17 protein-coding genes and 1 pseudogene are annotated in these 20,973 nt (G+C 67.1%); 12 read left to right on the forward strand and 6 right to left on the reverse strand.

Annotated features, from left to right (window positions below):
• Positions 1 to 3: 3 nt before the first annotated feature.
• Both mexE and gspI read right to left on the reverse strand, forming a co-directional pair.
• Positions 4 to 1,245, reverse strand: coding sequence for a multidrug efflux RND transporter periplasmic adaptor subunit MexE (gene mexE / locus IM733_RS04710; RefSeq protein ID WP_248919759.1), 1,242 nt, complete (start codon positions 1,243 to 1,245; stop codon positions 4 to 6).
• Between the two features lie 430 nt (positions 1,246 to 1,675).
• Positions 1,676 to 2,041, reverse strand: a complete 366-nt coding sequence (gene gspI / locus IM733_RS04715; protein WP_248919760.1) for a type II secretion system minor pseudopilin GspI — start codon at positions 2,039 to 2,041, stop codon at positions 1,676 to 1,678.
• Positions 2,042 to 2,188: 147 nt separating this feature from the next.
• Between gspI and gspG the strand changes: the two genes are divergently transcribed.
• The 7 genes from gspG to gspF are packed head-to-tail and all read left to right on the forward strand — an operon-like array spanning position 2,189 to position 10,012.
• Entirely contained in the window at positions 2,189 to 2,635 is a 447-nt protein-coding gene (gene gspG / locus IM733_RS04720) for a type II secretion system major pseudopilin GspG (protein ID WP_248919761.1), read from the forward strand.
• Positions 2,636 to 2,641: 6 nt separating this feature from the next.
• The gene (gene gspK / locus IM733_RS04725; RefSeq protein ID WP_248919762.1) at positions 2,642 to 3,592 is read left to right on the forward strand and encodes a type II secretion system minor pseudopilin GspK; all 951 of its coding nucleotides are present in this window, start codon (positions 2,642 to 2,644) and stop codon (positions 3,590 to 3,592) included.
• Positions 3,589 to 4,527 (forward strand): type II secretion system protein GspL, encoded by a 939-nt coding sequence (gene gspL, locus IM733_RS04730; protein ID WP_248919763.1) that lies wholly within the window; start codon positions 3,589 to 3,591, stop codon positions 4,525 to 4,527. The genes gspK and gspL overlap by 4 nt, the downstream gene beginning before the upstream one ends.
• Positions 4,517 to 5,023 carry a type II secretion system protein GspM gene (gspM, locus tag IM733_RS04735; RefSeq protein ID WP_248919764.1) on the forward strand — a complete coding sequence of 169 codons (507 nt, stop codon included), beginning with the start codon at positions 4,517 to 4,519 and terminating at the stop codon, positions 5,021 to 5,023. Before gspL ends, gspM begins: the two co-directional genes overlap by 11 nt.
• Complete coding sequence (gspD, locus tag IM733_RS04740) at positions 5,020 to 7,389, forward strand: type II secretion system secretin GspD (RefSeq protein ID WP_248919765.1); 2,370 nt, start codon at positions 5,020 to 5,022, stop codon at positions 7,387 to 7,389. The genes gspM and gspD overlap by 4 nt, the downstream gene beginning before the upstream one ends.
• Positions 7,386 to 8,807, forward strand: coding sequence for a type II secretion system ATPase GspE (gene gspE, locus IM733_RS04745; protein WP_248919766.1), 1,422 nt, complete (start codon positions 7,386 to 7,388; stop codon positions 8,805 to 8,807). Before gspD ends, gspE begins: the two co-directional genes overlap by 4 nt.
• Entirely contained in the window at positions 8,807 to 10,012 is a 1,206-nt protein-coding gene (gspF, locus tag IM733_RS04750; RefSeq protein WP_248919767.1) for a type II secretion system inner membrane protein GspF, read from the forward strand. The genes gspE and gspF overlap by 1 nt, the downstream gene beginning before the upstream one ends.
• Positions 10,013 to 10,021: 9 nt before the next feature.
• On the opposite strand, the gene IM733_RS04755 is transcribed toward gspF, so the two are convergent.
• On the reverse strand, positions 10,022 to 11,029 hold the full coding sequence (locus IM733_RS04755; RefSeq protein ID WP_248919768.1) for a GlxA family transcriptional regulator: 1,008 nt from the start codon (positions 11,027 to 11,029) through the stop codon (positions 10,022 to 10,024).
• Between the two features lie 118 nt (positions 11,030 to 11,147).
• Between IM733_RS04755 and IM733_RS04760 the strand changes: the two genes are divergently transcribed.
• A complete protein-coding gene (locus IM733_RS04760) occupies positions 11,148 to 11,609 on the forward strand; it encodes an FAD/FMN-containing dehydrogenase (protein ID WP_248919769.1) in 462 nt (153 codons plus the stop codon).
• A 90-nt stretch (positions 11,610 to 11,699) separates the two neighbouring features.
• Here IM733_RS04760 and IM733_RS04765 read toward each other — a convergent pair whose 3' ends face one another.
• The gene (locus IM733_RS04765; RefSeq protein ID WP_248919770.1) at positions 11,700 to 12,449 is read right to left on the reverse strand and encodes an SIR2 family NAD-dependent protein deacylase; all 750 of its coding nucleotides are present in this window, start codon (positions 12,447 to 12,449) and stop codon (positions 11,700 to 11,702) included.
• A 130-nt stretch (positions 12,450 to 12,579) separates the two neighbouring features.
• Here IM733_RS04765 and IM733_RS04770 point away from each other — a divergent pair, with 130 nt between their 5' ends.
• Entirely contained in the window at positions 12,580 to 12,999 is a 420-nt protein-coding gene (locus tag IM733_RS04770; protein ID WP_248919771.1) for a RidA family protein, read from the forward strand.
• A gap of 80 nt (positions 13,000 to 13,079) precedes the next feature.
• Positions 13,080 to 13,247: pseudogene (locus IM733_RS04775) on the forward strand (GGDEF domain-containing protein); the annotation flags it as partial.
• A gap of 62 nt (positions 13,248 to 13,309) precedes the next feature.
• Here the strand turns inward: IM733_RS04775 and IM733_RS04780 are convergent.
• Positions 13,310 to 13,633: a DUF2790 domain-containing protein gene (locus IM733_RS04780; RefSeq protein WP_248919772.1), complete on the reverse strand. Its 324-nt coding sequence runs from the start codon at positions 13,631 to 13,633 to the stop codon at positions 13,310 to 13,312.
• 280 nt (positions 13,634 to 13,913) lie between these two features.
• On the opposite strand from IM733_RS04780, the gene IM733_RS04785 reads away from it, so the two are divergent.
• On the forward strand, positions 13,914 to 15,257 hold the full coding sequence (locus tag IM733_RS04785) for an OprD family porin (protein ID WP_248919773.1): 1,344 nt from the start codon (positions 13,914 to 13,916) through the stop codon (positions 15,255 to 15,257).
• A 91-nt stretch (positions 15,258 to 15,348) separates the two neighbouring features.
• Here the strand turns inward: IM733_RS04785 and IM733_RS04790 are convergent, their stop codons facing one another.
• Positions 15,349 to 16,401: a YncE family protein gene (locus tag IM733_RS04790; protein ID WP_248919774.1), complete on the reverse strand. Its 1,053-nt coding sequence runs from the start codon at positions 16,399 to 16,401 to the stop codon at positions 15,349 to 15,351.
• A gap of 650 nt (positions 16,402 to 17,051) precedes the next feature.
• Between IM733_RS04790 and IM733_RS04795 the strand changes: the two genes are divergently transcribed.
• Complete coding sequence (locus IM733_RS04795) at positions 17,052 to 20,930, forward strand: amino acid adenylation domain-containing protein (protein ID WP_248919775.1); 3,879 nt, start codon at positions 17,052 to 17,054, stop codon at positions 20,928 to 20,930.
• The last annotated feature ends 43 nt before the right edge of the window (positions 20,931 to 20,973 follow it).

The raw sequence follows: 20,973 nt of genomic DNA on the forward strand, positions 1-20,973 counted from the left end.
CCCTTAACCGCGTGGCGCTTGGGCGCTGGCGACTTTGACATTGGCACCCGCTACCTTCGGCGCCGGGTTGCTGGCTTCGAGGGCCTGGCGCTGCTGGGCGAGGGCGGCGAGGGTCTGTTCGCTGGCCATCTGGGTTTCTTGCGGGGTGACTGGCGAGCCTGGGCGCACGCGCTGCAGGCCCTTGACCACGATGCGGTCATCTTTGTCCAGGCCGCTGCGCACGATGCGCAGGCCTTCGAGCTTGGGCCCCAGTTCCACGGCGCGGTAGGTGGCCTTGTTGTCCTTGTCCATCACCAGCACGAACTTCTTACCAAGGTCAGTGCCGACCGCCTCGTCGTTGATCAGCACGGCGTCGTACTGGGCGCTGCCGACCAGCTTCAGGCGCGCGTACAGGCCTGGGGTGAACTGGCCGTCGCGGTTGTCGAACACGGCGCGGCCACGGATGGTGCCGGTGCGCGGGTTGACCTGGTTGTCGACGAAGTTCATCTGGCCCAGGTGCGGGTTGCCGGTTTCGTTGGTCAGGCCCAGGTACACCGGGGTGCTCTGGCCGCGCTGGCCGTCGCGGGCGAGCTGGCTGTACTTGAGGTACACGCGCTCGTCGGCGTCGAAGTAGGCGTACACCTTGTCGGTGGAGACCACGCTGGTCAGCGGTGTGACATCGGCGCTGACGATGTTGCCGGCGGTGAACTGGGCGCGGCTGACGCGGCCGCTGATGGGTGCGGTGACGCGGGTGAAGCTCAGGTTCAGGCGGGCCAGGTCGAGCTGTGCCTGGATTGCATCGACCCCGGCGCGGGCCTCGGCGGCGGCGCTGGTGCGCGACTCGGCCAGTTCCGCGGAGATGGCGTTGCTGTCGCGCAGGCGCTCGCCACGGCGGGCTTCGTTGGCGCTGCGGATGGCGGTGGCCTTGGCTTGTTGCAACTGGGCTTCGAGGCGGCGGACTTCAGCCTGGAACGGGCGCGGGTCGATCTGGAACAGCAGGTCGCCTTTCTTGACCTGGGCGCCTTCGGTGAAGGCCACCAGGTCGATCTGGCCGGAGACCCGCGGGCGCACCTCGACGGTTTCCGGCGCCTCGAGGCGGCCGGTGAACTCGTCCCACTCGTTGATCGGTTGCTCGATCACCTTGGCTACGCTGACCTTGGGCGCGGCGGGAGCCTGCACGGCGTCGGGGGTGCGACCGCAAGCGCTGAGCACCACCACTGCCAGGGCAGCGAGCGGGAAGCGCAAGGGTTTGAGTGAGTGATCCATGGAGAACTCCGCCAATGTATTAGTAGTGGGCGGAGTCTGAGTGTGTTGCGTTTGAGGAACGAATCGAACGGAGCGAAGGTTATTATCACGCGCAATGATATGAGCGCTGGTGGCATCGATGATGACGTATGATCCGCGCTGTCCGCTCCTGGCCGGTGTTCGCCAGCAAGGCTGGCTCCTACGAGATTGCGGTAAGGCCACGCGATCCCTGTGGGATCGGGGCCGGTAGCGCTGACCGCTCCTGGCCGGTGTTCGCCAGCAAGGCTGGCTCCTACGAGATTGCGGTAAGGCCACGCGATCCCTGTGGGATCGGGGCCGGTAGCGCAGACTGGCCCAGGCATGACTGCCCCGAATCAAAACCTGTAGGAGCGGATTCATCCGCGATGCGCCGCCTGGGCGGCGCTCGATTTGCGCACCACCACAAAACCGCTCAGCCCCCCACCACCATCACCGTCTGCAACCGCGCCAACGCCCCTCCCTCCCGCTCCCGGTCGAACACCTGCACCGACACCTCCACCCCTTCACCCGCCAAGCGCACCACCCGTTGCTCACAACGCAACCGCAACCGCCCCTGGTCACACTCGACCTGCCGCAGTCCGGGCTTGGGGTCGCCCTCCAACCGCGTCTCGGCCAACCGCCCCTGGGCCGCCAGCAGCGCCAGCGACTTGTCCCGCAGCAACCCATTCCCCTGGGTCATCAGCCCGGTCGCGCGCACGGCAGCGGCCATGGCCACCGCGACGATGGTCAAGGCCACCAGCACTTCGATCAGGGTAAAACCCGCCTGGCGGTTGCGCACGGGGTGAGCTCCGGGCAAGGGAAAGCCGCACTGTAGAGCGCTTGGGTGACGCTTTGACGACGCCGACTCCCGAGCTTTTTCAATATCCGTGACATACCGGCTTGCCACAATCGGCCCCCGAATCGAACTCACGCAAGGAATGCCGAGATGCAGATCGCCCGTCGCAGCGCCAGAGGCCACCGTTTCCGTCAGCAGGGTTTCACCCTGATCGAGATCATGGTGGTGGTGGTGATCCTCGGGATCCTCGCGGCGATGGTGGTGCCCAAGGTGCTCGACCGCCCCGACCAGGCCCGCGCCACGGCGGCGCGCCAGGACATCGCCGGGCTGATGCAGGCGCTCAAGCTCTACCGCCTGGACAACGGCGGCTACCCGAACCAGAACCAGGGCCTGAAGGTACTGGTGGAAAAGCCGGCCCAGGCCAAGGAAGGTCAATGGCGCGCCTACCTGGACCGCCTGCCCAACGACCCGTGGGGGCGCCCGTACCAGTACCTGAACCCCGGCGCCAACGGCGAGATCGATGTGTTTTCCCTGGGCGCCGACGGCCAGGCCGGCGGCGACGGGGTGAACGCCGACCTCGGCTCCTGGCAGTTGTGACCGGCCATGGCGCGCCAGGACGGCATGGCGGTGATCAGCGCCTTGCTGATCGCCGCGGTGGTGGCGGTGATCGCCGCCGGGATGATCGAGCGCCAGGGCCTGCTGACCCGGCAGCTGGAGAACCGCCAACTGGCGGTGCAGGGGCAGTGGGCATTGCAAGGGGGGCTGCAGCTGAGCCGTCAGCTGCTGGCCGAGCAACGCCAGCGCGATCCGCTGGTGCGTGCGGGCCAGCCGTGGACGCGGCCATTGCCGGACATGGCCGCGGGCAATGTGGTATTCGGCGGGCAGTTGGAGGACGAGCAGGGCAAGTTCAACCTGCGCAACCTGGTAGTCGATGGCCGGGTCGACGCCGAGGCGCTGGCGACCTTCCAGCGGCTGTGTGGGCTGATCGGTGTCGATGCACGGTTGGCTTCGGCCATCAGCGAGCGGGTGATCGACAGTTATCCCCGGCAACCGGCCACCCCGGTGGCGTCGCAACAGGCTGGTTTCGACAGTGGCCGCCTGACGTCGCCCGCTAGCGCCAGCACGCCATTGCCGGCCAGGCAGCCGATGGCGGGCAGTCTCGATGCCTTCGCTTCGCTCAAGGGCATGAACACCCAATCCATGCAGCGCCTGCGCCGGTTCGTCACGCTGTTGCCGGCGCTCACCTGGGTCAATGGCAACACCGCCAGCGCCGAGGTGCTCGCCGCTCAGGTGCCAGGATTGTCGTTGCAACAGGCCGCCGCGCTGGTGGCCGAGCGCGATGGTGGGCGCTGGTTCGTCAACCGTGGCGACTTCGTCAACCGCCTGCGCATGCCGCAACTGGCGCAGGCCAATGTGCGGGTGGGGATCAACAGCGACTGGTTCCGCCTGCATGGCCAGGCGCGCCAGGGGCAGCGGGTGCTGCGCATGCAGGCGCTGCTACGCCAGCGCGAAGGGCGGCTGCCGGATGTGGTCTGGACGCGGGTGGGCGCATGAACACGCGCCTGGACGTTCAACTGCCACCGTTGGCCGAACTTGGGCCCGCGTCGAGCCTCGATTTTCGCCTGAGTGATCGCCAGGGCCACACCTTGGCCACGGGCAACGCCGAGCGTGCGCAGCTGCTGCGCGACGCCAAGGGCGCTGCCTGGCGCTTGCATCTGCACGAAGACGACAGCCTGGCCTTGGCCGTGGCCTTGCCGCCGCTCACGGGCAAGCGCTTGAGCGCTGCGGTACGTTGCACGGTGCAGGGGCTGGTGCTGGGCGATATCGGGCAGGTTCATGTCGCTCATGGGCCGCGCCAGGGTGATGGCCAGGTGGCGGTCGCCTGGCTTGGGCTGGCTCAGCTGGCCCAGTTGCAGGCATGGCTGCAGGGCGGGCGGGTCCGGCCACAAGGGGTGTTCACGCAACCTGCGCAGGATCGGCCGGTGGTGGACCTGGGCGGTGGCTTGCAGGGGCCGGCCCACACCTTGGATGTGGGACGGGCCGTGGCGGTGTGGAGTGCGGCGGCGTTGGTCTGGTGCCTCGGTTTGAACCTGCATGCCATGCAACTGGCCAGCGCAGGCGAGCAACTGCGGGCGCGCATGGTGAGCCAGGTGCGCACGGCGTTCCCGCACTTGCCGGTGGTGCTCAACCCACTGCAACAGGCGCGTCAGCAACTGCAGGGCGGGCAGGGTGCCACGGGCGACGGATTAAGTGCATTGCTCGACGGCGCAGGCAAGGCCATGCCGTTTCTTGCTGGCAATGTCGCAGCGCTGGACTACGCCGACGGTGAACTGCGCATCACGCCCTTGGCCGAGGGGCGCAAGATGCCCGCCGACACGGCCTGGCAGGCGCAACTCGCCGCCCTGGGTATCGAGGCCAGCGCCGGCGAACAAGGCTGGACACTGCGCGCTGGCGGTGCCGCGAACGAGGCCCTGGCCCATGTCGATTAAGGCGCGCATCAGCAGCCTGCATGGGCAGGCTCGGCAGCGTTGGCAGGCCTTGGCCCCGCGCGAGCGGCGCGCAGTGGCGCTGGCCACCGCGGTGCTGGGCAGCTTCTTCTGTGTGCAGGTGCTGGTATTGCCGGCGCTCGCCCGCATCGAGCACTGGAACAACGAAACCCCCAAGCTGCGCAGCCAGGCCCAGGCCCTGGACGCCCTGCTCGGGCAACGCCCGGCCGACCTTGCCGGGGCCCTGGCCAAAAGCCTGGACGAGGCCGGCCTGCGCGCGCATTCACAACTCGACGCCGAGGGCGACGGCTGGCACCTGGCCTGGCGCCAAGCCCCAGCCGAACCGGCCATGGCCTGGTTGCAGCATATTCCCCCGCGCCTGGGGCTCACCGTCGGCCAACTGAGCTTGCGCCGCGACCCGGGTGCCGACAGCGGCCCGGTGACGTTTTCCGGAACCCTTCGCATGGATCAGGCGCACGGCGCTAAGGACCCTTCATGACGTGCACTGGATCGCCACGCTTTCTTTCTCGGGCACTGCCGTTCACACCCCTGGCCTTGGCCCTGGCGCTCAGCGCCTGCGCCAGCGCGCCGGCACCGCACAAGCCCCTGGCCAGCAGCGAACTCGGCCAACCCCTGGCCCAGGTCGACGGCTCCACGACCGCCCTGGACCTGCACACCCAGGCCGGCGCCGGGGGGCGCCAGGCCGTGCGCCAGCTGCCGCCACGGGTCGGCCAGCGTCATAGCCGTGGCGCGCCTGCGCCAATGGCCGGCAACCCGCTGGGCGACCAGCCGGTGCAGCTGAACTTCGTCGACGCTGATATCCAGGCGGTGGTGCGTGGTCTGTCGCGGGCCACGGGCCGGCAGTTTTTGGTCGACCCACGGGTCAAGGGCCAGCTGACCCTGGTCTCCGAGGGCGAGGTGCCGGCCAGCAAGGCCTACGGCATGCTGTTGGCGGCGCTGCGCATGCAGGGTTTCAGCGTGGTCGACGTCAACGGCGTGGCCCAGGTGGTGCCCCAGGCCGACGCCAAGCTGCTGGGTGGCGCGCTGGTGAGCGGCGACCGCGACGCGGGCAACGGCATGGTCACTCGCACCTTCCGCCTGCAGTACGAAAACGCGGTCAACCTGATCCCGGTGCTGCGCCCGATCGTCTCGCCGGACAACCCGATCAACGCCTACCCCGGCAACAACACCCTCGTGGTCACCGACTACGCCGAGAACCTCGAGCGGGTGGCGCAGATCCTCGATCGCGTCGACATCCCCAGCGCCCTCGACACCGACGTGGTGGCGATCCACAACGGCATTGCCAGCGACATCGCCAGCATGGTCGGCGAGTTGCTCGACAGCCAGGGCGCCGACCCGACGCAGAAGATCAGCGTGCTGGGCGATCCGCGCTCGAACAGCGTGGTGATCCGCTCGTCCAGCCCCGAGCGCACCCAGCTGGCGCGGGACCTGATCTACAAGCTCGACAACGCGCAGAACAGCACCGGCAATCTGCATGTGGTGTACCTGCGCAACGCCCAGGCCGACAAGTTGGCCCAGAGCCTGCGCGGGCTGCTTACCGGCGAGAACGACAACGCCACCAGCGACGGCACCCGAGCGCTGCTCAGCGGTGGCGGCATGCTGACAGGGGGCAATAACAAGAATGGCAGTGCCAGCAACAGTGGCGCGTCGCAGAACAGCAACACCGGCAGCCTGAGCCGGGGCACTGGGCAAGCGGGCGCGAGCACGCCCAATGGCTACGGCAACGGCACGCAGCAAGACGACCAGGGCATCGCGTTCTCCGCCGGCGGCGCGACCATCCAGGCCGACAAGACCACCAACACCTTGCTGATCTCCGCGCCAGAGCCGCTGTATCGCAGCCTGCGCGAGGTCATCGACCAGCTCGACCAACGCCGCGCCCAGGTGGTGGTGGAGAGCCTGATCGTCGAGGTAGGTGAGGACGACGCCAACGAATTCGGTGTCCAGTGGCAGGCCGGCAACCTGGGCAAGAACGGCCTGTTCGGTGGCGCCAACCTGGGCGGCAGCGGCCTGGTCAAGGGCCCGAGCAGCATCGATGTGCTGCCGCCCGGGCTGTCGGTGGGGGTGGTCGACGGCACGGTGAAAATCCCCGGCATCGGCGAGGTGCTCGACCTCAAGGTGCTGGCCCGTGCCCTCAAGAGCAAGGGCGGCAGCAACGTGCTGTCGACGCCCAACCTGCTGACCCTGGACAACGAGGCGGCGAGCATCTTCGTCGGCCAGACCATTCCCTTCGTCAGCGGCCAGTACGTCACCGACGGCGGCGGCAACAGCAACAACCCGTTCCAGACCATCCAGCGTGAAGAGGTGGGCTTGCGCCTGAACGTGCGCCCGCAGATCTCCGAGGGCGGCACGGTCAAGCTCGATGTCTACCAGGAGGTCAGCAGTGTCGACCAGCGCGCCTCCAGCGCCGCTGGCACGGTGACCAACAAGCGCGCCATCGACACCAGCATCCTGCTTGACGACGGCCAGATCATGGTGCTCGGCGGCCTGCTGCAGGATGGCTACACCCAGAGCAACGAGGGCATCCCGTGGCTGTCGAGCCTGCCGGGGGTGGGCGCGCTGTTTCGCAGCGAGCGCCGGGCCAGCAACAAGACCAACCTGATGGTGTTCCTGCGGCCCTACATCGTGCGCGACGCCAATGCCGGGCGCAGCATCACCCGCAACCGCTACGACTTCATCCGCCGCGCCCAGGGCAACCTCAAGCCCGAGCACTCGTGGGCGCTGCCGGACATGGACATGCCGTTGCTGCCGCCGGTGGAGCAGGGGGTACCTGACCAGAGGCGCCTCACGCCGGGCGCGCCCCGTGCGTCGATCCGCGCGGTGCCGGTGGACGAGGTCGCCCGGTGAGCCGGTTGCCGTACGCCTGGGCCAAGGCCCAGCGCCTGGTGCTGCAGGCCAGCGGCGATGAGGGCGCGCGCCTGGCGCGCTGCCCGTCGAGCCCGGCGTGGGCGGTGGCGGAGGTGCGACGGCGTTTTGGCCAGGTACCGGTCGAGGCGCTCAGCGACGCGCAGATGGACGCGTTGCTGGTCAGTGCCTACGCCGACACCGGCAGCGCCGCGGCGGTGGTGGGGGCGGCGGAGAACGAGGTCGACCTCGACCGCCTGTTGCAAGATATGCCCGAGGTCACCGACCTGCTCGAAGCCCAGGACGACGCGCCGGTGATCCGCATGATCAACGCCTTGCTCACCCAGGCCGCGCGTGACCAGGCCAGCGATATCCATATCGAGCCCTTCGAGAGCCACTGCCTGGTGCGCTACCGGGTCGACGGCACCCTGCGTGACGTGGTCTCGCCGCGCAAGGCGCTGCACGGGGCGCTGGTGTCGCGGATCAAGATCATGGCGCAGCTGGACATCGCCGAGAAACGCCTGCCCCAGGACGGCCGCATCGCCTTGCGGGTGGCCGGGCGACCCATCGATATCCGTGTGTCCACCGTGCCCACCGGGCATGGCGAGCGGGTGGTGATGCGCCTGCTCGACAAGCAGGCCGGGCGCTTGCGCCTGGAGGCGCTGGGCATGGACGCGGCGCTGCTGGCGCGGCTCGACCAGCTGATCCGCCAGCCCCATGGCATCGTCCTGGTCACTGGCCCCACCGGCTCGGGCAAGACCACCAGCCTGTACGCCGCCCTGGCGCGGCTGGACGCCAGCGTCAGCAACATCCTCACCGTCGAGGACCCGGTGGAGTACGACCTGCCGGGGATCAGCCAGATCCAGGTCAACGCGCGCATTGACATGAGCTTCGCCGTGGCCCTGCGGGCGATCCTGCGCCAGGACCCGGACGTGATCATGATCGGCGAGATTCGCGACCTGGAGACCGCGCAGATCGCCGTGCAGGCGTCGTTGACCGGGCACCTGGTGCTGGCCACCCTGCACACCAACGACGCGGTGTCGGCGGTCAACCGCCTGGTCGACATGGGGGTGGAGCCGTTCCTGCTGGCCTCGGCGCTGCTCGGGGTGCTGGCCCAGCGCCTGGTGCGCCGGTTGTGCCCGCATTGCCGCGAGCCCGACCCGGCGATACCGGGGCAGTACCGCGCGGTCGGCTGCGCCCAGTGCAACCACTGCGGCTACAGTGGGCGCACCGGCATCCATGAGCTGTTCTGCGTCGACGACGCGGTGCGCAGCCTGGTGCACCAGGGCGCCGACGAACAGGCCCTGCGCGCCGCCGCCCGGCGTAATGGCATGCTCAGCCTGCGCGAAGATGGCCAGCGCTGGGTCGACGATGGCAGCACCTGCCTCGAAGAAATCCTGCGTGTCACCCGGGACGCCTGATGAACCGCTATCGCTATGAAGCCGCCGACGCCCAGGGCCGCCTGGTCAGTGGCCTGCTGGAGGCCGACAGCCCGGCTGCGGTGATGGCCCAATTGCGTGCCCTGGGCCTGACCGCCCTGGCGGTGGAGCCCCAGGCCGTGGCCGGGCAGGGCGGTGGCCTGTTCAGCCCGAAACTGTCCGATGGCGACCTGGCCTGGGCGACCCGCCAACTGGCCAGCCTGCTGGCCGCCGGGCTGCCGCTGGAGGCGGCACTGGGGGCGACCCTGGAGCAGGCCGAGCGCAAGCACATCGCCCAGGTGCTGGGCGCGGTGCGGGCCGATGTGCGCAGCGGCATGCGCCTGGCCGACGCGCTGGCCGAGCGGCCACGGGACTTTCCGGATATCTACCGCGCCCTGGTGGCGGCGGGCGAAGAGTCCGGCGACCTGGCGCGGGTAATGGAGCGTTTGGCCGACTACATCGAGGAGCGCAACACCCTGCGCGGCAAGATCATGACGGCATTCATCTACCCCGGGGTGGTCGGGCTGGTGTCGGTGGGCATCGTCATCTTCCTGCTCAGCTACGTGGTGCCCCAGGTGGTCAGCGCCTTCACCCAGGCGCGCCAGGACCTGCCCGGGCTAACCCTGGCCATGCTCGCGGCCAGCGACTTCGTGCGGGCCTGGGGCGTGCTGTGCTTCGCGCTGCTGGCCGGGGCGTTGTGGGGCTGGCGCGTCTACTTGAGGGCGCCAGGGCCGCGCTTGGCCTGGCACAGGCGGGTGTTGCGGCTGCCATTGATCGGGCGCTTTGTGCTGGGCTTGAACACGGCACGCTTCGCCTCGACCCTGGCGATCCTGGGCAGCGCCGGGGTGCCGCTGCTGCGAGCATTGGAGGCGGCGCGCCAGACCTTGGGCAACGACTGCCTCGACCAGTGCGTCAGCGAGGCCACGGCGCGGGTGCGCGAGGGTGTGGGGCTGGCCTCGGCGCTGGCGGTCGGCAAGGTGTTCCCGCCGTTGCTCATCCACCTGGTCGCCAGCGGTGAGAAGACCGGCGACCTGCCGCCGATGCTCGACCGGGCGGCCGACAGCCTGGCCAAGGATATCGAGCGGCGGGCGATGGGCATGACGGCCTTGCTCGAGCCGCTGATGATCGTGGTGATGGGGGCGGTGGTGCTGTTGATCGTGATGGCGGTGCTGATGCCGATCATCGAGATCAACCAGTTGGTGCAGTGAAGCCTACGATTACTCGCCGAGGCGTTGTTCCCGCGAGGGCGGATAACCAAAGTAAGCGGCGTAGCACTTGCTGAAGTGCGACACCGAGACGAACCCACAGGCTACCGCGACTTCCATCACCGACAGGTCAGAGTACTGCAGCAGGCGCCGGCTCTTGGTGATGCGCAACTCCATGTAGTAGCGCCGTGGCGAGGTGCCGAGCTGGGCCTGGAACAGGCGGTCGATCTGCCGCCGCGAACGGCCGGAGTAGGCGGCCAGCTGGTCCAGGCTCAGGGTTTCCTCGAGGTTGTTCTCCATCAGCTCGACGATGGTGCGCAGGTGCAGGCTCATGGACTTCTTCGCCCCTGGGCCGACCTGGCGATAGCGCGCGCCGGAGAACGACAGGATCTCCTCGACCCCCTCGGCCAGGGCGTCGCCGTGCAGGCGGCGGACCAGGCCGAGCATCAGCTCCATGGCGCCGTTGGGGCTGGCGGCGCTGAGGCGGTCGCGGTCGAGGGTGAAGCTGGCCGGGGTGATGCGGGTCTGCGGGCTGCATTCGGCCAGGCTGGCGCGTTGCTCGGGGTGGACGCTGCAGCCATAGTCGTCGAGCACCCCGGCGCGGCCGAGGAACCAGGCGCCGTTCCACAGCCCACCTAGCGTCATGCCGTGGCTGGCGCAATCACACAGCAGGCGGTCGAGCTCGGGGTACTTGAGGGGGGTGCGCAGGCCGCCGCAGATCACCAGCAGGTCGAGCCCGTGCAGGGTATTCGCGGCGAGGGGAGTGGCGACCAGTTCCAGGCCCAGGTCGCTGAGCACCCGGTCGCCGCCCAGCGACAGCGGGGTGAAGGCGAAGCGCTCGGCGCGCAGCAGGTTGGCGGTGACCAGCACGTCCATGGCCACGGTGAAGCTGGCCATGGAGAAGTGTTCGAGCAGCACGAAGGCGACCTGGTAGGGGCGTTCGACGCTGCCGTCGGTGGGCTTGAGCCGCAGCATGTTGCTGGTGCTGGTCTTCTTGCTGAACTGGCGTGGCGTGGGCACTGCGGACTCCGCTTCCTGGCTGGCGGAGATGAGTGTGCGTCGGGGCGGGGTGAAAGACAACCGGGTGAGTACGCGTTGGGCTATGCTGGGCGTCCGCTCCCCCAGGACCTCGATCACCATGAAATACGTTGCCGCCCTGTTGCTCAGCCTGCTCCCGTTGCTGGCTCAAGCTGTCGAGCCTGGGGACAGGCTCGCGCCCTGGACCTTGCTCGATCAATACGACCAGCCCTACAGCCTGTCGGCCGACACCCGCATCCTGCTGGTAGCCCAGGACATGGATGGCGCCAAGCTGGTCAAGGCGGCGTTGGCGGGGCAGCCCAAGGGCTACCTGGAGGCGCGCGATGCGGTGTTCGTCGCCGATATCCAGCGCATGCCGGCGCTGGTCAGCAAGCTGTTCGCCATACCGGCGATGCGTGACTACAGCTACCGGGTGATGCTGGATCGCGAAGGGCGGGTCGCCAGCCGTTATGCGGCGGCTGATGGCAAGGTGCAGTGGTTGACGTTGGACAAAGGTGTGCTGGTGAAGCGCCAAGCGTTTTCCGATGCCCCGGCACTCAAGGCGGCCCTGGAGCACCTGTAGGAGCTGGCCTTGCCGGCGAACACCGGCAAGGCCGGTGCCATCCACCGCGTCGCCTGGTTCGCCGGCAAGGCCGGCTTCTACAGGCCGTGTTCAACTGAAGGCTTCCTCCAGCAATCTGGGCAATAATTCTCCGGCCTTACCGGCCAGGGTGAACTCACGCGGATGGCTGGCCACCACCGGTTGCGGATTGACATGCACCACCGTCGCGCCGGCCTGCAACGCTACTCGTGGTATCGACGCCGCAGGCTGCACCACCCCCGAGGTGCCTACCGCCAGCAGCAAGTCGCAGTCTTCGGCGGCCGCGAAGGCCTGATCCAGCGTGTGTTCGGGCAACTGCTCGCCGAACCAGACCACGCCGGGCCGCAGGTAGCCTCCACACGCATTGCAGCGCGGTGGCTCGATACGTCGGCCTTGCTCGGCGCCTTCGGCCAGGGGCAAAGCACTGCCGACCGGTTGCGCGCAACTGAAGCAGCGAAAGGCATCCAGTCGCCCGTGCAAGTGCAGTACTTCGCGGCTGCCTGCGCGCTCGTGAAGGTCGTCGACGTTCTGCGTCACCAGGGTGACCTTCGGTAGCCTGGCCTGCAGGTTGGCGATGGCCTGGTGCGCAGGGTTGGGGCGTGCCAGGCTGATGCCCGCACGGCGCATCTCGTACCAGCCCCAGACCAGCGCCGGGTCCGCGGCAAAGCCGTCGGCGCTGGCCAGTTGCACAGGGTCGAAGCGCTCCCACAGCCCATCGAGCTTGTCGCGAAACGTGGCGATACCGCTCTCGGCCGACACGCCTGCACCGGTGAACACCACCAGGTGGCGGGCCTGGGCAAGCAGTTCGGGGGCGAAGGGCATGGCGGATCTCCAGGGGCAGGGCGGTCACTGTGCCAGCGGGGCGGCAGGCGAACAAGGTGGACTGGCGCTTGACCTCGACTTAACCCGAGGTTCGATACTCGGCCGCTCTTTCCATCGACGGAGCGATACCATGACACAGCCACGCGCGTTCCAGCTGTCCAACCCGGAAGGCCTCTACGACCCCAGCGCCAATGCTTATTCCCACGTCGCCGAGGTACGTGCCGGCAGCCGCTTGCTGTATATCGCCGGGCAGGGTGGGGAGGATGCCCAGGGCGAGCGCTCGGCGCATTTCGACGAGCAGGCCCGGCAGGCCCTGGCCAACCTGAAGACCGCCCTGGCGTCCAAGGGGGCGGGCCTGGCCGATGTGTTCAAGCTCACGCTGCTGGTGGTCGAGCACTCCGAGGAACGCCTGCGCCAGTGGGTGGCCGAAGCCGAGCGGGCCTGGGGCGGGCGGATGACGCCGACCTGCACGTTGATCCCGGTGCCGCGCCTGGCGCTGGACGGCATGCTGGTGGAAGTCGATGCGGTGGCGGCGTTGCCTGCCCAGTAGTCTCGACACGGCCCCTGTGGGAGCGGCGTGGATTCCGATCATTCCGAGATTTACCAGGTCGGCGCCCACTGGCTGGTCCTGCTGGGGGCACGTTTTACCGAGACGCGCCTGTCACGGGCCTGGTACCGGGCACGTTGATCGACCTGACGGCCGCCCGTGGGCTGGCCATCCAGGTGTCGCAGGTGGAGGGCACGATGGCGATCATGCTGATCGCCTTGTCGATGCCCGGCACCGTGCGCTATCGCCGCCGAGGAGCGCACCGGGCGCAACCGCTTGCAGGTGCTCGACCGGGTATCCAGCCAGGGCTGACCTACTTGTTGTTGATGCACTGCGACTGCACCACATAACGCACGGTACGCAGGGTGCCCAGGCTGTCTTCGAAGGTCATCAGCCGCGGCACCACCTCGCAGGTGCGCGGGTCGCCCGACTGGCGCACGAAGCGGGCGACATCCAGCTTCATGCCGTAGCGATAGTCGACGATCTCGGGCATCGGCTTGTCGCGTTTCGCCGCGTAGGCCGCCACGGCCTGCTGGTGGTCCGTGAAAAGCTGCTCGTTGCGCTGCCCGGAAAAGCCGGTGGCCTGGGCCGTGAAGGAAAGCGCCAGCAGCGCGGCGCAGATGATCGGACGTTGCATGGGGTGCCTCCGAAAGGTCCGTGGTTTCGGAGCCCACCCTAATGAGGGCCGACCAACAGCGGCATGACGCCAGGGTTACAGATCTGCAAGGGGCGCCATGCCCGCTGTGTGCGCCCCTTGAATGACGCGATTGTAATGCTCCCATCACCTTCCCGTTATCCGCCGGCGGCGAGCATCAGCCTCGGCCGAAGGGGCTGGGTGCGCCTGCATCTGGCCAGACCAGGGACGCTCCAGCGCCAAGGGCCGACAACAAGAACAGCCGCAATCGAAGGAGCATCGGATGACAAACAGTCCCACACTATCCCTGGCCGCGCTGGTGGCGCTGGTGGGGGTCGGCCCGGCCGCCTGGGCCGCCGAAGAACGGCAGGAAGGGTTCATCGAGGGCAGCCGCCTGAGCGTGCTCAACCGCAACTACTACTTCAACCGTGACCACCGCGATGGCCCGGGCCCCACCTACAACCGCGGCAAGGCCAGCGACAACGGCTATTCCGAGGCCTGGGCCCACGCCATCATCACTCGCTTCGAATCCGGTTTCACCCAGGGCAGCGTGGGGGTCGGCGTGGATGCCTTCGCCATGCTCGGGCTCAAGCTCGACACCGGTGGCGGGCGCAACGGCGGGCGCAGCTCGTTCGACGTGCTGCCGGTGGACAGCGATGGCCAGGCTCGCGACGAATACAGCAAGGTCGGCGGCGCGGCCAAGGTGCGCCTGTTCGACACCGTGCTGCGGATGGGTGACGTGTTCCCGGCCAACCCGGTGGTGGCGGCCGGTGACTCGCGCCTGCTGCCGGAAAGCTTTCGCGGCGTCACCCTGGAGAACACCAGCCTGCAGGGCCTGACGCTGCAGGCCGGGCGCCTGCATGCCATGAGCCAGCCGGTGTCCAGCGACCTGCGCGACAGCTTCGTGACTTTCTACGGTGGCCCGGTGGATTCGCCGTGGATCGCCTACGGTGGTGGCGACTACGCGCTCAACGAGAACGTCAGCGTGAGCCTGTTCGGCAGCCGCCTGAAGGATGTGTGGAACCAGTACTACGCCGGCACCAGCGTGACCTGGCCACTGTCGGAGCAACTGGCGCTGATCGGCGGCTTCAACATCTACAACGCCAGGGACGAAGGGCGTCAGCGCCTGGGGCAGTTCGACAACGACATCTGGAGCGCCAAGCTTGGGGTGCGCTACGGCGCCCACACCCTGGCGCTTACCCACCAGCGCAACAACGGCGACAACGACTTCGACTACCTGCGCCAGTCCGACTCGATCTTCCTCGACAACTCCATCCAGTACAGCGACTTCAACTCGCCGAAGGAGCGTTCGTGGATGCTGCGCTACGACCTGAACATGGCCGCCTATGGTGTGCCGGGGCTGTCGTTCATGACCCGCTATGGCCGTGGCAGCGACGCCGACTACAGCCACGCCAACGCCTACTACATGCGCCGCGACGACAATGGCGACCCGCTCACCGAGCAGAAACGCTGGGAACGCGACATCGAGGTCAAGTATGTGGTGCAGACCGGTGCGGCCAAGGACCTGTCGCTGCGCGTGCGCCAGGCCACGATCCGGGCCACGGCCTTCGAGTCGGACCTTGACGAGGTGCGGGTGATCGTCGAGTACCCGTTGTCGATTCTCTGATCGCAACCAGAGTTCACCTTGAGAAGCCCACGTGCTCCTTTGGTTGAAGGTGAATGTTTTGGCGCCTCTTGCGAGGCGCCTTTTTTTGCTTTCAGCTCTCTTCCTTCGGCTGCACCACGATCGCCAGGGCATCCGGCTCGGGGCCGGCTTTCCAGCGCGCCTTCTCGGTCCAGTTGGCGGTGCTGATAACGGCGACTTCGTCGCCACCGCTGATCGCCACATAGACCCGCTTACCATCGGGCGAGACCACGGCCCCGATCGGTAGCGCCTCTTCACCGAGCATCGTGCGGCGGTACTCGGCACTCTCGCGGGCCAGGCCGATGCGCTTGATCTCTTTCTTGGCCGCCACGTCGATGACGGCCAGTTCCGCCGACTTGGCACAGGTGACCAACGCATACTTGCCATCCGGGGTCATGGCGACGCGGATCGGGAACAGGCCGGTGCGGATACGGTCGGTGACCTCCAGGCGCTGGGCATCGACGATCACTACTTCGTTGCCGCCACGGTTGCTGACCCACACCTGGCTGCCACTGGGGGTGACCGCCACGCCCTCGCTGCCCGAGCCAGTCGGGATCTCGGCGATCTTCTTTTTGTGCAGCAGGTCGACCACCGACAGGGTGCCGCTGTCGACATGGGTGACGTAGGCGCGGTCGGCACCGGGCGACAGCGCGACCATGTGTGGCTTGCCGCCACCGACGTCGATGCGCTCGAGCACCTTGCCCTGGGCCAGGTCGACCACCAGCAAGCGCTCGCTGGCTTCGGTGGTGACTACCACGCGCTGGCTGTCGGGCAGGAAGCGAATACCGTGAGGGCGGGCGTCCTGGCCCAGGTCGATGGTGCGGATGACCGTGCGCGTCGGCCAGTCGATCACGCTCAGGCTGTTGTTGGCCGTGCCTTGGGCGCCGTAGTTGCCGACCACCGCCAGCAGGCCGTTGCCGCTGACCACCACTTCGTGGGGGCCGGTGCCGACCGGCAGGCGGATCATCTCCTGGCCGTTGCGGGTGTCCAGGGCCGACACGCTGGCGTCGGCCTTGTTGCCGACCAGCAGGACATCGTCGGCACTGGCCAGGGGCGCGCAGGCGAGCAGGGCGCTGGCCAGGGTCAGCAAGCGCAGGGGGGGCGTGAGTGTCAGGGGGTAGGGCATGTCCAGTCTCCTTGAGAGTGCATTCCTTATTGCATGCACTGGATGTGACCGGCCGGGCCAGGTGAGAGTTTCAGTGGATGTGCGCGGGGCGGAAAAATTAACGTTGCTGTTACATGAGTACGCGAGGCATTAGGCTGCGCGGAGATGGCAAAATAATGCCAGTTGTTCAAGTGAGTAACAGGTGAATTATTTATGTATGTGTTATGCCTTGGGTCAGTGTCTTTATGAGGTTTAGTTGTGGTTGTCGTTTTTTTGTCAATGCGTTGGCATGAGGAAATTAGGCTTTTAATTCTAAATTATGCGGATGGGTGCCGGTGACTTCTGGGGTGGCTTCAATTGAATGGCTTTGGAACTGTTGCTCTATATTTGCCGCTCTATCTCGGTGGTTTTGCTGGTTTTTAGGTGAATTGACAGCAGTGTCTGCATCCTCTAGAGTCCGCCGCTACTTGTTACAAACTAATTCGTTAGTAGAGTGGCAAGATGCCGCTATGGATTGGCGTCATACAAGAATAACACCCGTCTGCGTATATCTCGTGTTTCTCGAAAGTTAAATGAGATTGTCGCTGTCCTAGTGGCATCAAGCCATGAAGTGGACAGGCGCTCGGTTGCCTGTCGATAACCGGAAGCCACTAAAGAAAAGGAAATTCTTTATGTTCCAGATATACAGCTGCCCGCTCAGTAGCGCCCAGCAGGAAGTGTGCCTCGCTATCAGCCAGAGCGGACGTAACGTCAACTATCACTTGTGTGACGTCATCGATTTGCGCGGTGACTTGAACCTGGCGTGGCTGGAGGCGGCCATTCATGGCCAGTTGCTGCAGGCCGACGCCCTGCGCGCCAATTTCGAGATCGACCCGCGCAGTGGCGAATACATGCAGCGCATCCACGCCACCGACACGCTGCCGGCCAAGACCTTCCAGTTTCATGACGTCAGCGACCGCGCCGCCCCGGAACAGGCTTGCAGCGAGCTGCTACAGCACCTGCTGGGGCACGACATGGACCTGCAGCGCGAGCCGCTGGCCCGCTACGTGGTGGTTCGCCTGGGCGCGCGTCACCATCGCCTGGTCGAGCTGGCCTCGCACCTGGTGGTGGACGGCTTCGGCCATGGCATCCTGTTTGGCAACATCACCGCGCACTACAACGCCTTGAGCCGAGGTGCACAGCTGGCGCCCCATGGTTATGCGCCGCTGGCCAGCGTGGCCGAGGCCGAGCGGGCCTATCGCGACAGCCCGCAGCACGACAAGGACCGCGGCTACTGGCGTCAGTACTGCCTGAAGATGCCCGAGCCCACCCAACTGGTGCCGGGCGACGCGCCACTGGTTTCGCTCAACCGCCTGCGCCAAGTGTTCCAGGGCGAGACCGTGCAGCAGCTGCGCCGGGTGGCCGGCGAGCAGTCGTTGCGGCTGTCGAGCATCCTGCTGGCGCTGTGCGCCACCTACCTGCACCGCATGACCGGCCAGGCCGAATTGGCCGTCGGCATGCCCGTGGCCGCGCGCCAGCTCAAAGCGTTGCGCGAGCTGCCCTCGATGGTCGCCAACATCCTGCCGTTGCACCTGTCGTTCACGGCCCAGAGCACGGTACTGAGTGTGGCTGCGAACATCCAGCGCCAGTTGCGCCATCACCTGCTGCACCAGACCTACCGCAGCGAAAGCATGATCCGCGACCTGCACACCGAGCGGGGCAACAAGCCGTTGTTCAACACCCTGCTTAATATCGTCGCCTACGACCAAGGGCCAGGCTTCGAGGGCTGCGACACCACGATCCAGAACTACGCCAACGGGCCGGCCGAGCACCTGGGCATCGATATCTTCGACCGGCATCAGGACGGGCGCCTGGAGATCGGCTTCAATGCCAACGCCGACCTGTATCCGGACGCCGCACTGGCGCTGCACTACCAGCGCCTGGTGGCGCTGTTCGAGCGCTTCGTCGAGGCACCGGACACCCTCGCGGCGGACTATGACTTGTTCCTGGAGGATGAACACGCGCGCTTCTATTCGCTGCCGGTGGCCAAGGGGGCGTTGCCGGTGTTCGCCGACGCGTTCGCGGGTGCCGTGCGCGAGCACGCCGGCCGCGTGGCGTTGAGTGAAGGCGGGCGTTCCCTGCGTTACGCCGAACTCGATGCCGACGCCACGCGCCTGGCCGCTCACCTGCAAGCGCAAGGCGTGAAGGCCGGCGATTGCGTGGTGGTGATGTTCTCGCGCAGCGTCGAGTGGGTAGTGGCGGCAGTGGCATTGTTCAAGCTCGGCGCCTGCTATGTGCCGGTAGACCCCGACTTGCCGCCGGCACGCATCGAGCACATCCTCGCTGATGCCGACCCCGCGCGGGTGATCGTGGCGCCCGGTAGCCAGCTCGCCGTCGAGGTCGTCGCCGACAAGCTGCTGCAGCTCACCCCTGAAGCGTTGGCGCAACTGCCGCAGGCCGAACAGGCGCTGGCGCCGTTCGATGCCAACCTGCCGGCCTACCTGATCTACACCTCAGGTTCCACCGGCAAGCCCAAGGGCGTCGAGGTCACCCACCGTAACCTGGTGCCGATCGCCCGCACGGCCATCGAGGCGGCCCACCTGCAGCCGGGGGCGCGGGTACTCCAGTTCATTGCCGCTGGTTTCGACATGTCGGTGCTGGAGATCATGATGACCCTGCTGGCCGGTGCGCAGCTGGTGATCACCGACAAGGTTTCCAGCGCGCCGGGCAAGGCGCTGGCCAAGGTGGTCCGGCAGGCGTCCATCGACCTCCTGGTAATGACCCCGAGCCTGCTGGCCTGCCACCAGACCGAGGACTTCCCCCAGGACACCACGCTGCTGCTGGGTGGCGAGCCGTGCACGCCGGCGTTGCTGGCGCGTTTCGCCCATTGCCGCTTGCTCAATGTGTACGGGCCGACCGAGACCTCGTTCGCCACGTCGATCAACGCCCATTACGGTAGCGGTGACCTGTCGATTGGCCCGGCCACCGACAACACCCGCCTGTACGTGGTCGACAGCCAACAGCGCCTGCTACCGCCGGGCAGCTGGGGTGATCTGCTCATTGGCGGCCCGGGCGTGGCGCGGGGGTACCGCAACCGTCCGGACCTCACCGCCAAGGGGTTCGTCACTGACCTGCTCGACCCTCAGGGCACCATGTACCGCGCCGGAGACCGGGTGTTCTTCGATCACCAGGGGCGTATCCACTACCTCGGCCGCCAGGACAACCAGGTCAAGTTGCGCGGCCTGCGCATCGAACTGGACGAGATCAAGAACGTGCTGCTGGGGTGCAACGGCGTGACCGACGCCACGGTGTTGCTGCGTGATTTGCGCCAGGGGCCGGCCATCGTCGCCTATGTCGCCAGCACAGATACCCGCCTGGACAGCGCGCAACTGAAGCAAGCGCTTGGCCGGCATCTGCCCCAGCACATGATTCCGAGCGTGATCATGCGCGTCGATCATTTCCCGCTGACGCCCAACGGCAAGCTCGCGGTCGATCGCCTGCCGGAGCCTGTATTGGCCGAAGCTTGCGAGCTGAGTGCCGCCCAGACCCCGGAGGAGCACGCCATGTGCGTGCTGTTCGCCGAAGCGCTCGACTGCCCAGAGGTGTTCGCCAACCAGAGCTTCTTCGACTTGGGCGGGCATTCGCTGCTGGGCCTGCAACTGGTCAACCGGATCCGCGAGCAGTTCGGTGTCGCCTTGGGGATCGCCGACTTTCTCGCCGCGCCGACCCCTCGCCAGCTCGCCCAGCGCCTGCAGCGCAACAACGGTTACAGCGACCCGTTCAGTGCCGTGCTGGCGCTGCGTACCGAAGGTCAGCGGCCGCCGCTGTTCTGCATCCATCCCGGCGGTGGCATCGCCTGGCCGTACGCGGGGCTGCTGGCGTACCTGCCGCAGGACCAGCCGCTGTATGCCTTGCAATCACCGATCCTGCTCGACCCGGAGCGGGTGGTCGGCTCGTTGGAGGAGCTGGCGCGGGAGTACCTGCAACGCATCCTCGCGCTGCAACCCCAGGGCCCTTATCAACTGGCGGGCTGGTCGGTGGGCGGCAACCTGGCGCTGCTGATGGCCGCGATGCTGCAGGCCCAGGGGCATGAGGTGAGCTTCCTGTGCATGTTCGACAGCTATCCGTTGCAGGGCGGGCCGGCGTCGCTGAAGCTGGACGATGCGATGATCATCAGCCGCATGACCCGCGCCATCGTGGGTTCGCCACGGGCCGGGCTCAAGGGGCTCAAGAGCGCCATGGAGGAAGTGCTCGGCAGCCAGCAGCTCGGGGATGCCTTCCTGACCCGGCTGGTGGACGACTCCAAGCTGATGCTCGAATTGTTGGGGCGTTGCCAGTACGCACGTTACAAGGGCGACCTGCTGTTCATTCGCGCCACCACCGATATCCTGCGCCAGGATGAGCAGCAACCGGGCTTGTGGTTGCCCTACATCGACGGTGAGTTGGTGCAGGTTGATGTCGAGGCGCCCCATGAGTGCCTGCTGCAGCGCCAGTACCTGGACCAGTTCGGTGAGCGCTTCGTCGAGGCGCTGCTCGAACGGCAGGCCGCGGCGGCGGTCAACGAAGCCTGAAGCGCATCGCCGCCCGGTTCACCCACTGAGGGTGAAACCGGGC

The organism is Pseudomonas entomophila, from assembly GCF_023277925.1.
GTDB lineage: Bacteria > Pseudomonadota > Gammaproteobacteria > Pseudomonadales > Pseudomonadaceae > Aquipseudomonas > Aquipseudomonas entomophila_D.

Bases quoted from the DNA above. Each gene is read 5' to 3' on its own strand.
- mexE (WP_248919759.1), bottom strand. From the start codon at position 1,245: ATGGATCACTCACTCAAACCCTTGCGCTTCCCGCTCGCTGCCCTGGCA.
- gspG (WP_248919761.1), top strand. From the start codon at position 2,189: ATGCAGATCGCCCGTCGCAGCGCCAGAGGCCACCGTTTCCGTCAGCAG.
- gspK (WP_248919762.1), top strand. From the start codon at position 2,642: ATGGCGCGCCAGGACGGCATGGCGGTGATCAGCGCCTTGCTGATCGCC.
- gspL (WP_248919763.1), top strand. From the start codon at position 3,589: ATGAACACGCGCCTGGACGTTCAACTGCCACCGTTGGCCGAACTTGGG.
- gspM (WP_248919764.1), top strand. From the start codon at position 4,517: ATGTCGATTAAGGCGCGCATCAGCAGCCTGCATGGGCAGGCTCGGCAG.
- gspD (WP_248919765.1), top strand. From the start codon at position 5,020: ATGACGTGCACTGGATCGCCACGCTTTCTTTCTCGGGCACTGCCGTTC.
- gspF (WP_248919767.1), top strand. From the start codon at position 8,807: ATGAACCGCTATCGCTATGAAGCCGCCGACGCCCAGGGCCGCCTGGTC.
- IM733_RS04760 (WP_248919769.1), top strand. From the start codon at position 11,148: ATGAAATACGTTGCCGCCCTGTTGCTCAGCCTGCTCCCGTTGCTGGCT.
- IM733_RS04765 (WP_248919770.1), bottom strand. From the start codon at position 12,449: ATGCCCTTCGCCCCCGAACTGCTTGCCCAGGCCCGCCACCTGGTGGTG.
- IM733_RS04770 (WP_248919771.1), top strand. From the start codon at position 12,580: ATGACACAGCCACGCGCGTTCCAGCTGTCCAACCCGGAAGGCCTCTAC.
- IM733_RS04780 (WP_248919772.1), bottom strand. From the start codon at position 13,633: ATGCAACGTCCGATCATCTGCGCCGCGCTGCTGGCGCTTTCCTTCACG.
- IM733_RS04785 (WP_248919773.1), top strand. From the start codon at position 13,914: ATGACAAACAGTCCCACACTATCCCTGGCCGCGCTGGTGGCGCTGGTG.
- IM733_RS04790 (WP_248919774.1), bottom strand. From the start codon at position 16,401: ATGCCCTACCCCCTGACACTCACGCCCCCCCTGCGCTTGCTGACCCTG.
- IM733_RS04795 (WP_248919775.1), top strand. From the start codon at position 17,052: ATGTTCCAGATATACAGCTGCCCGCTCAGTAGCGCCCAGCAGGAAGTG.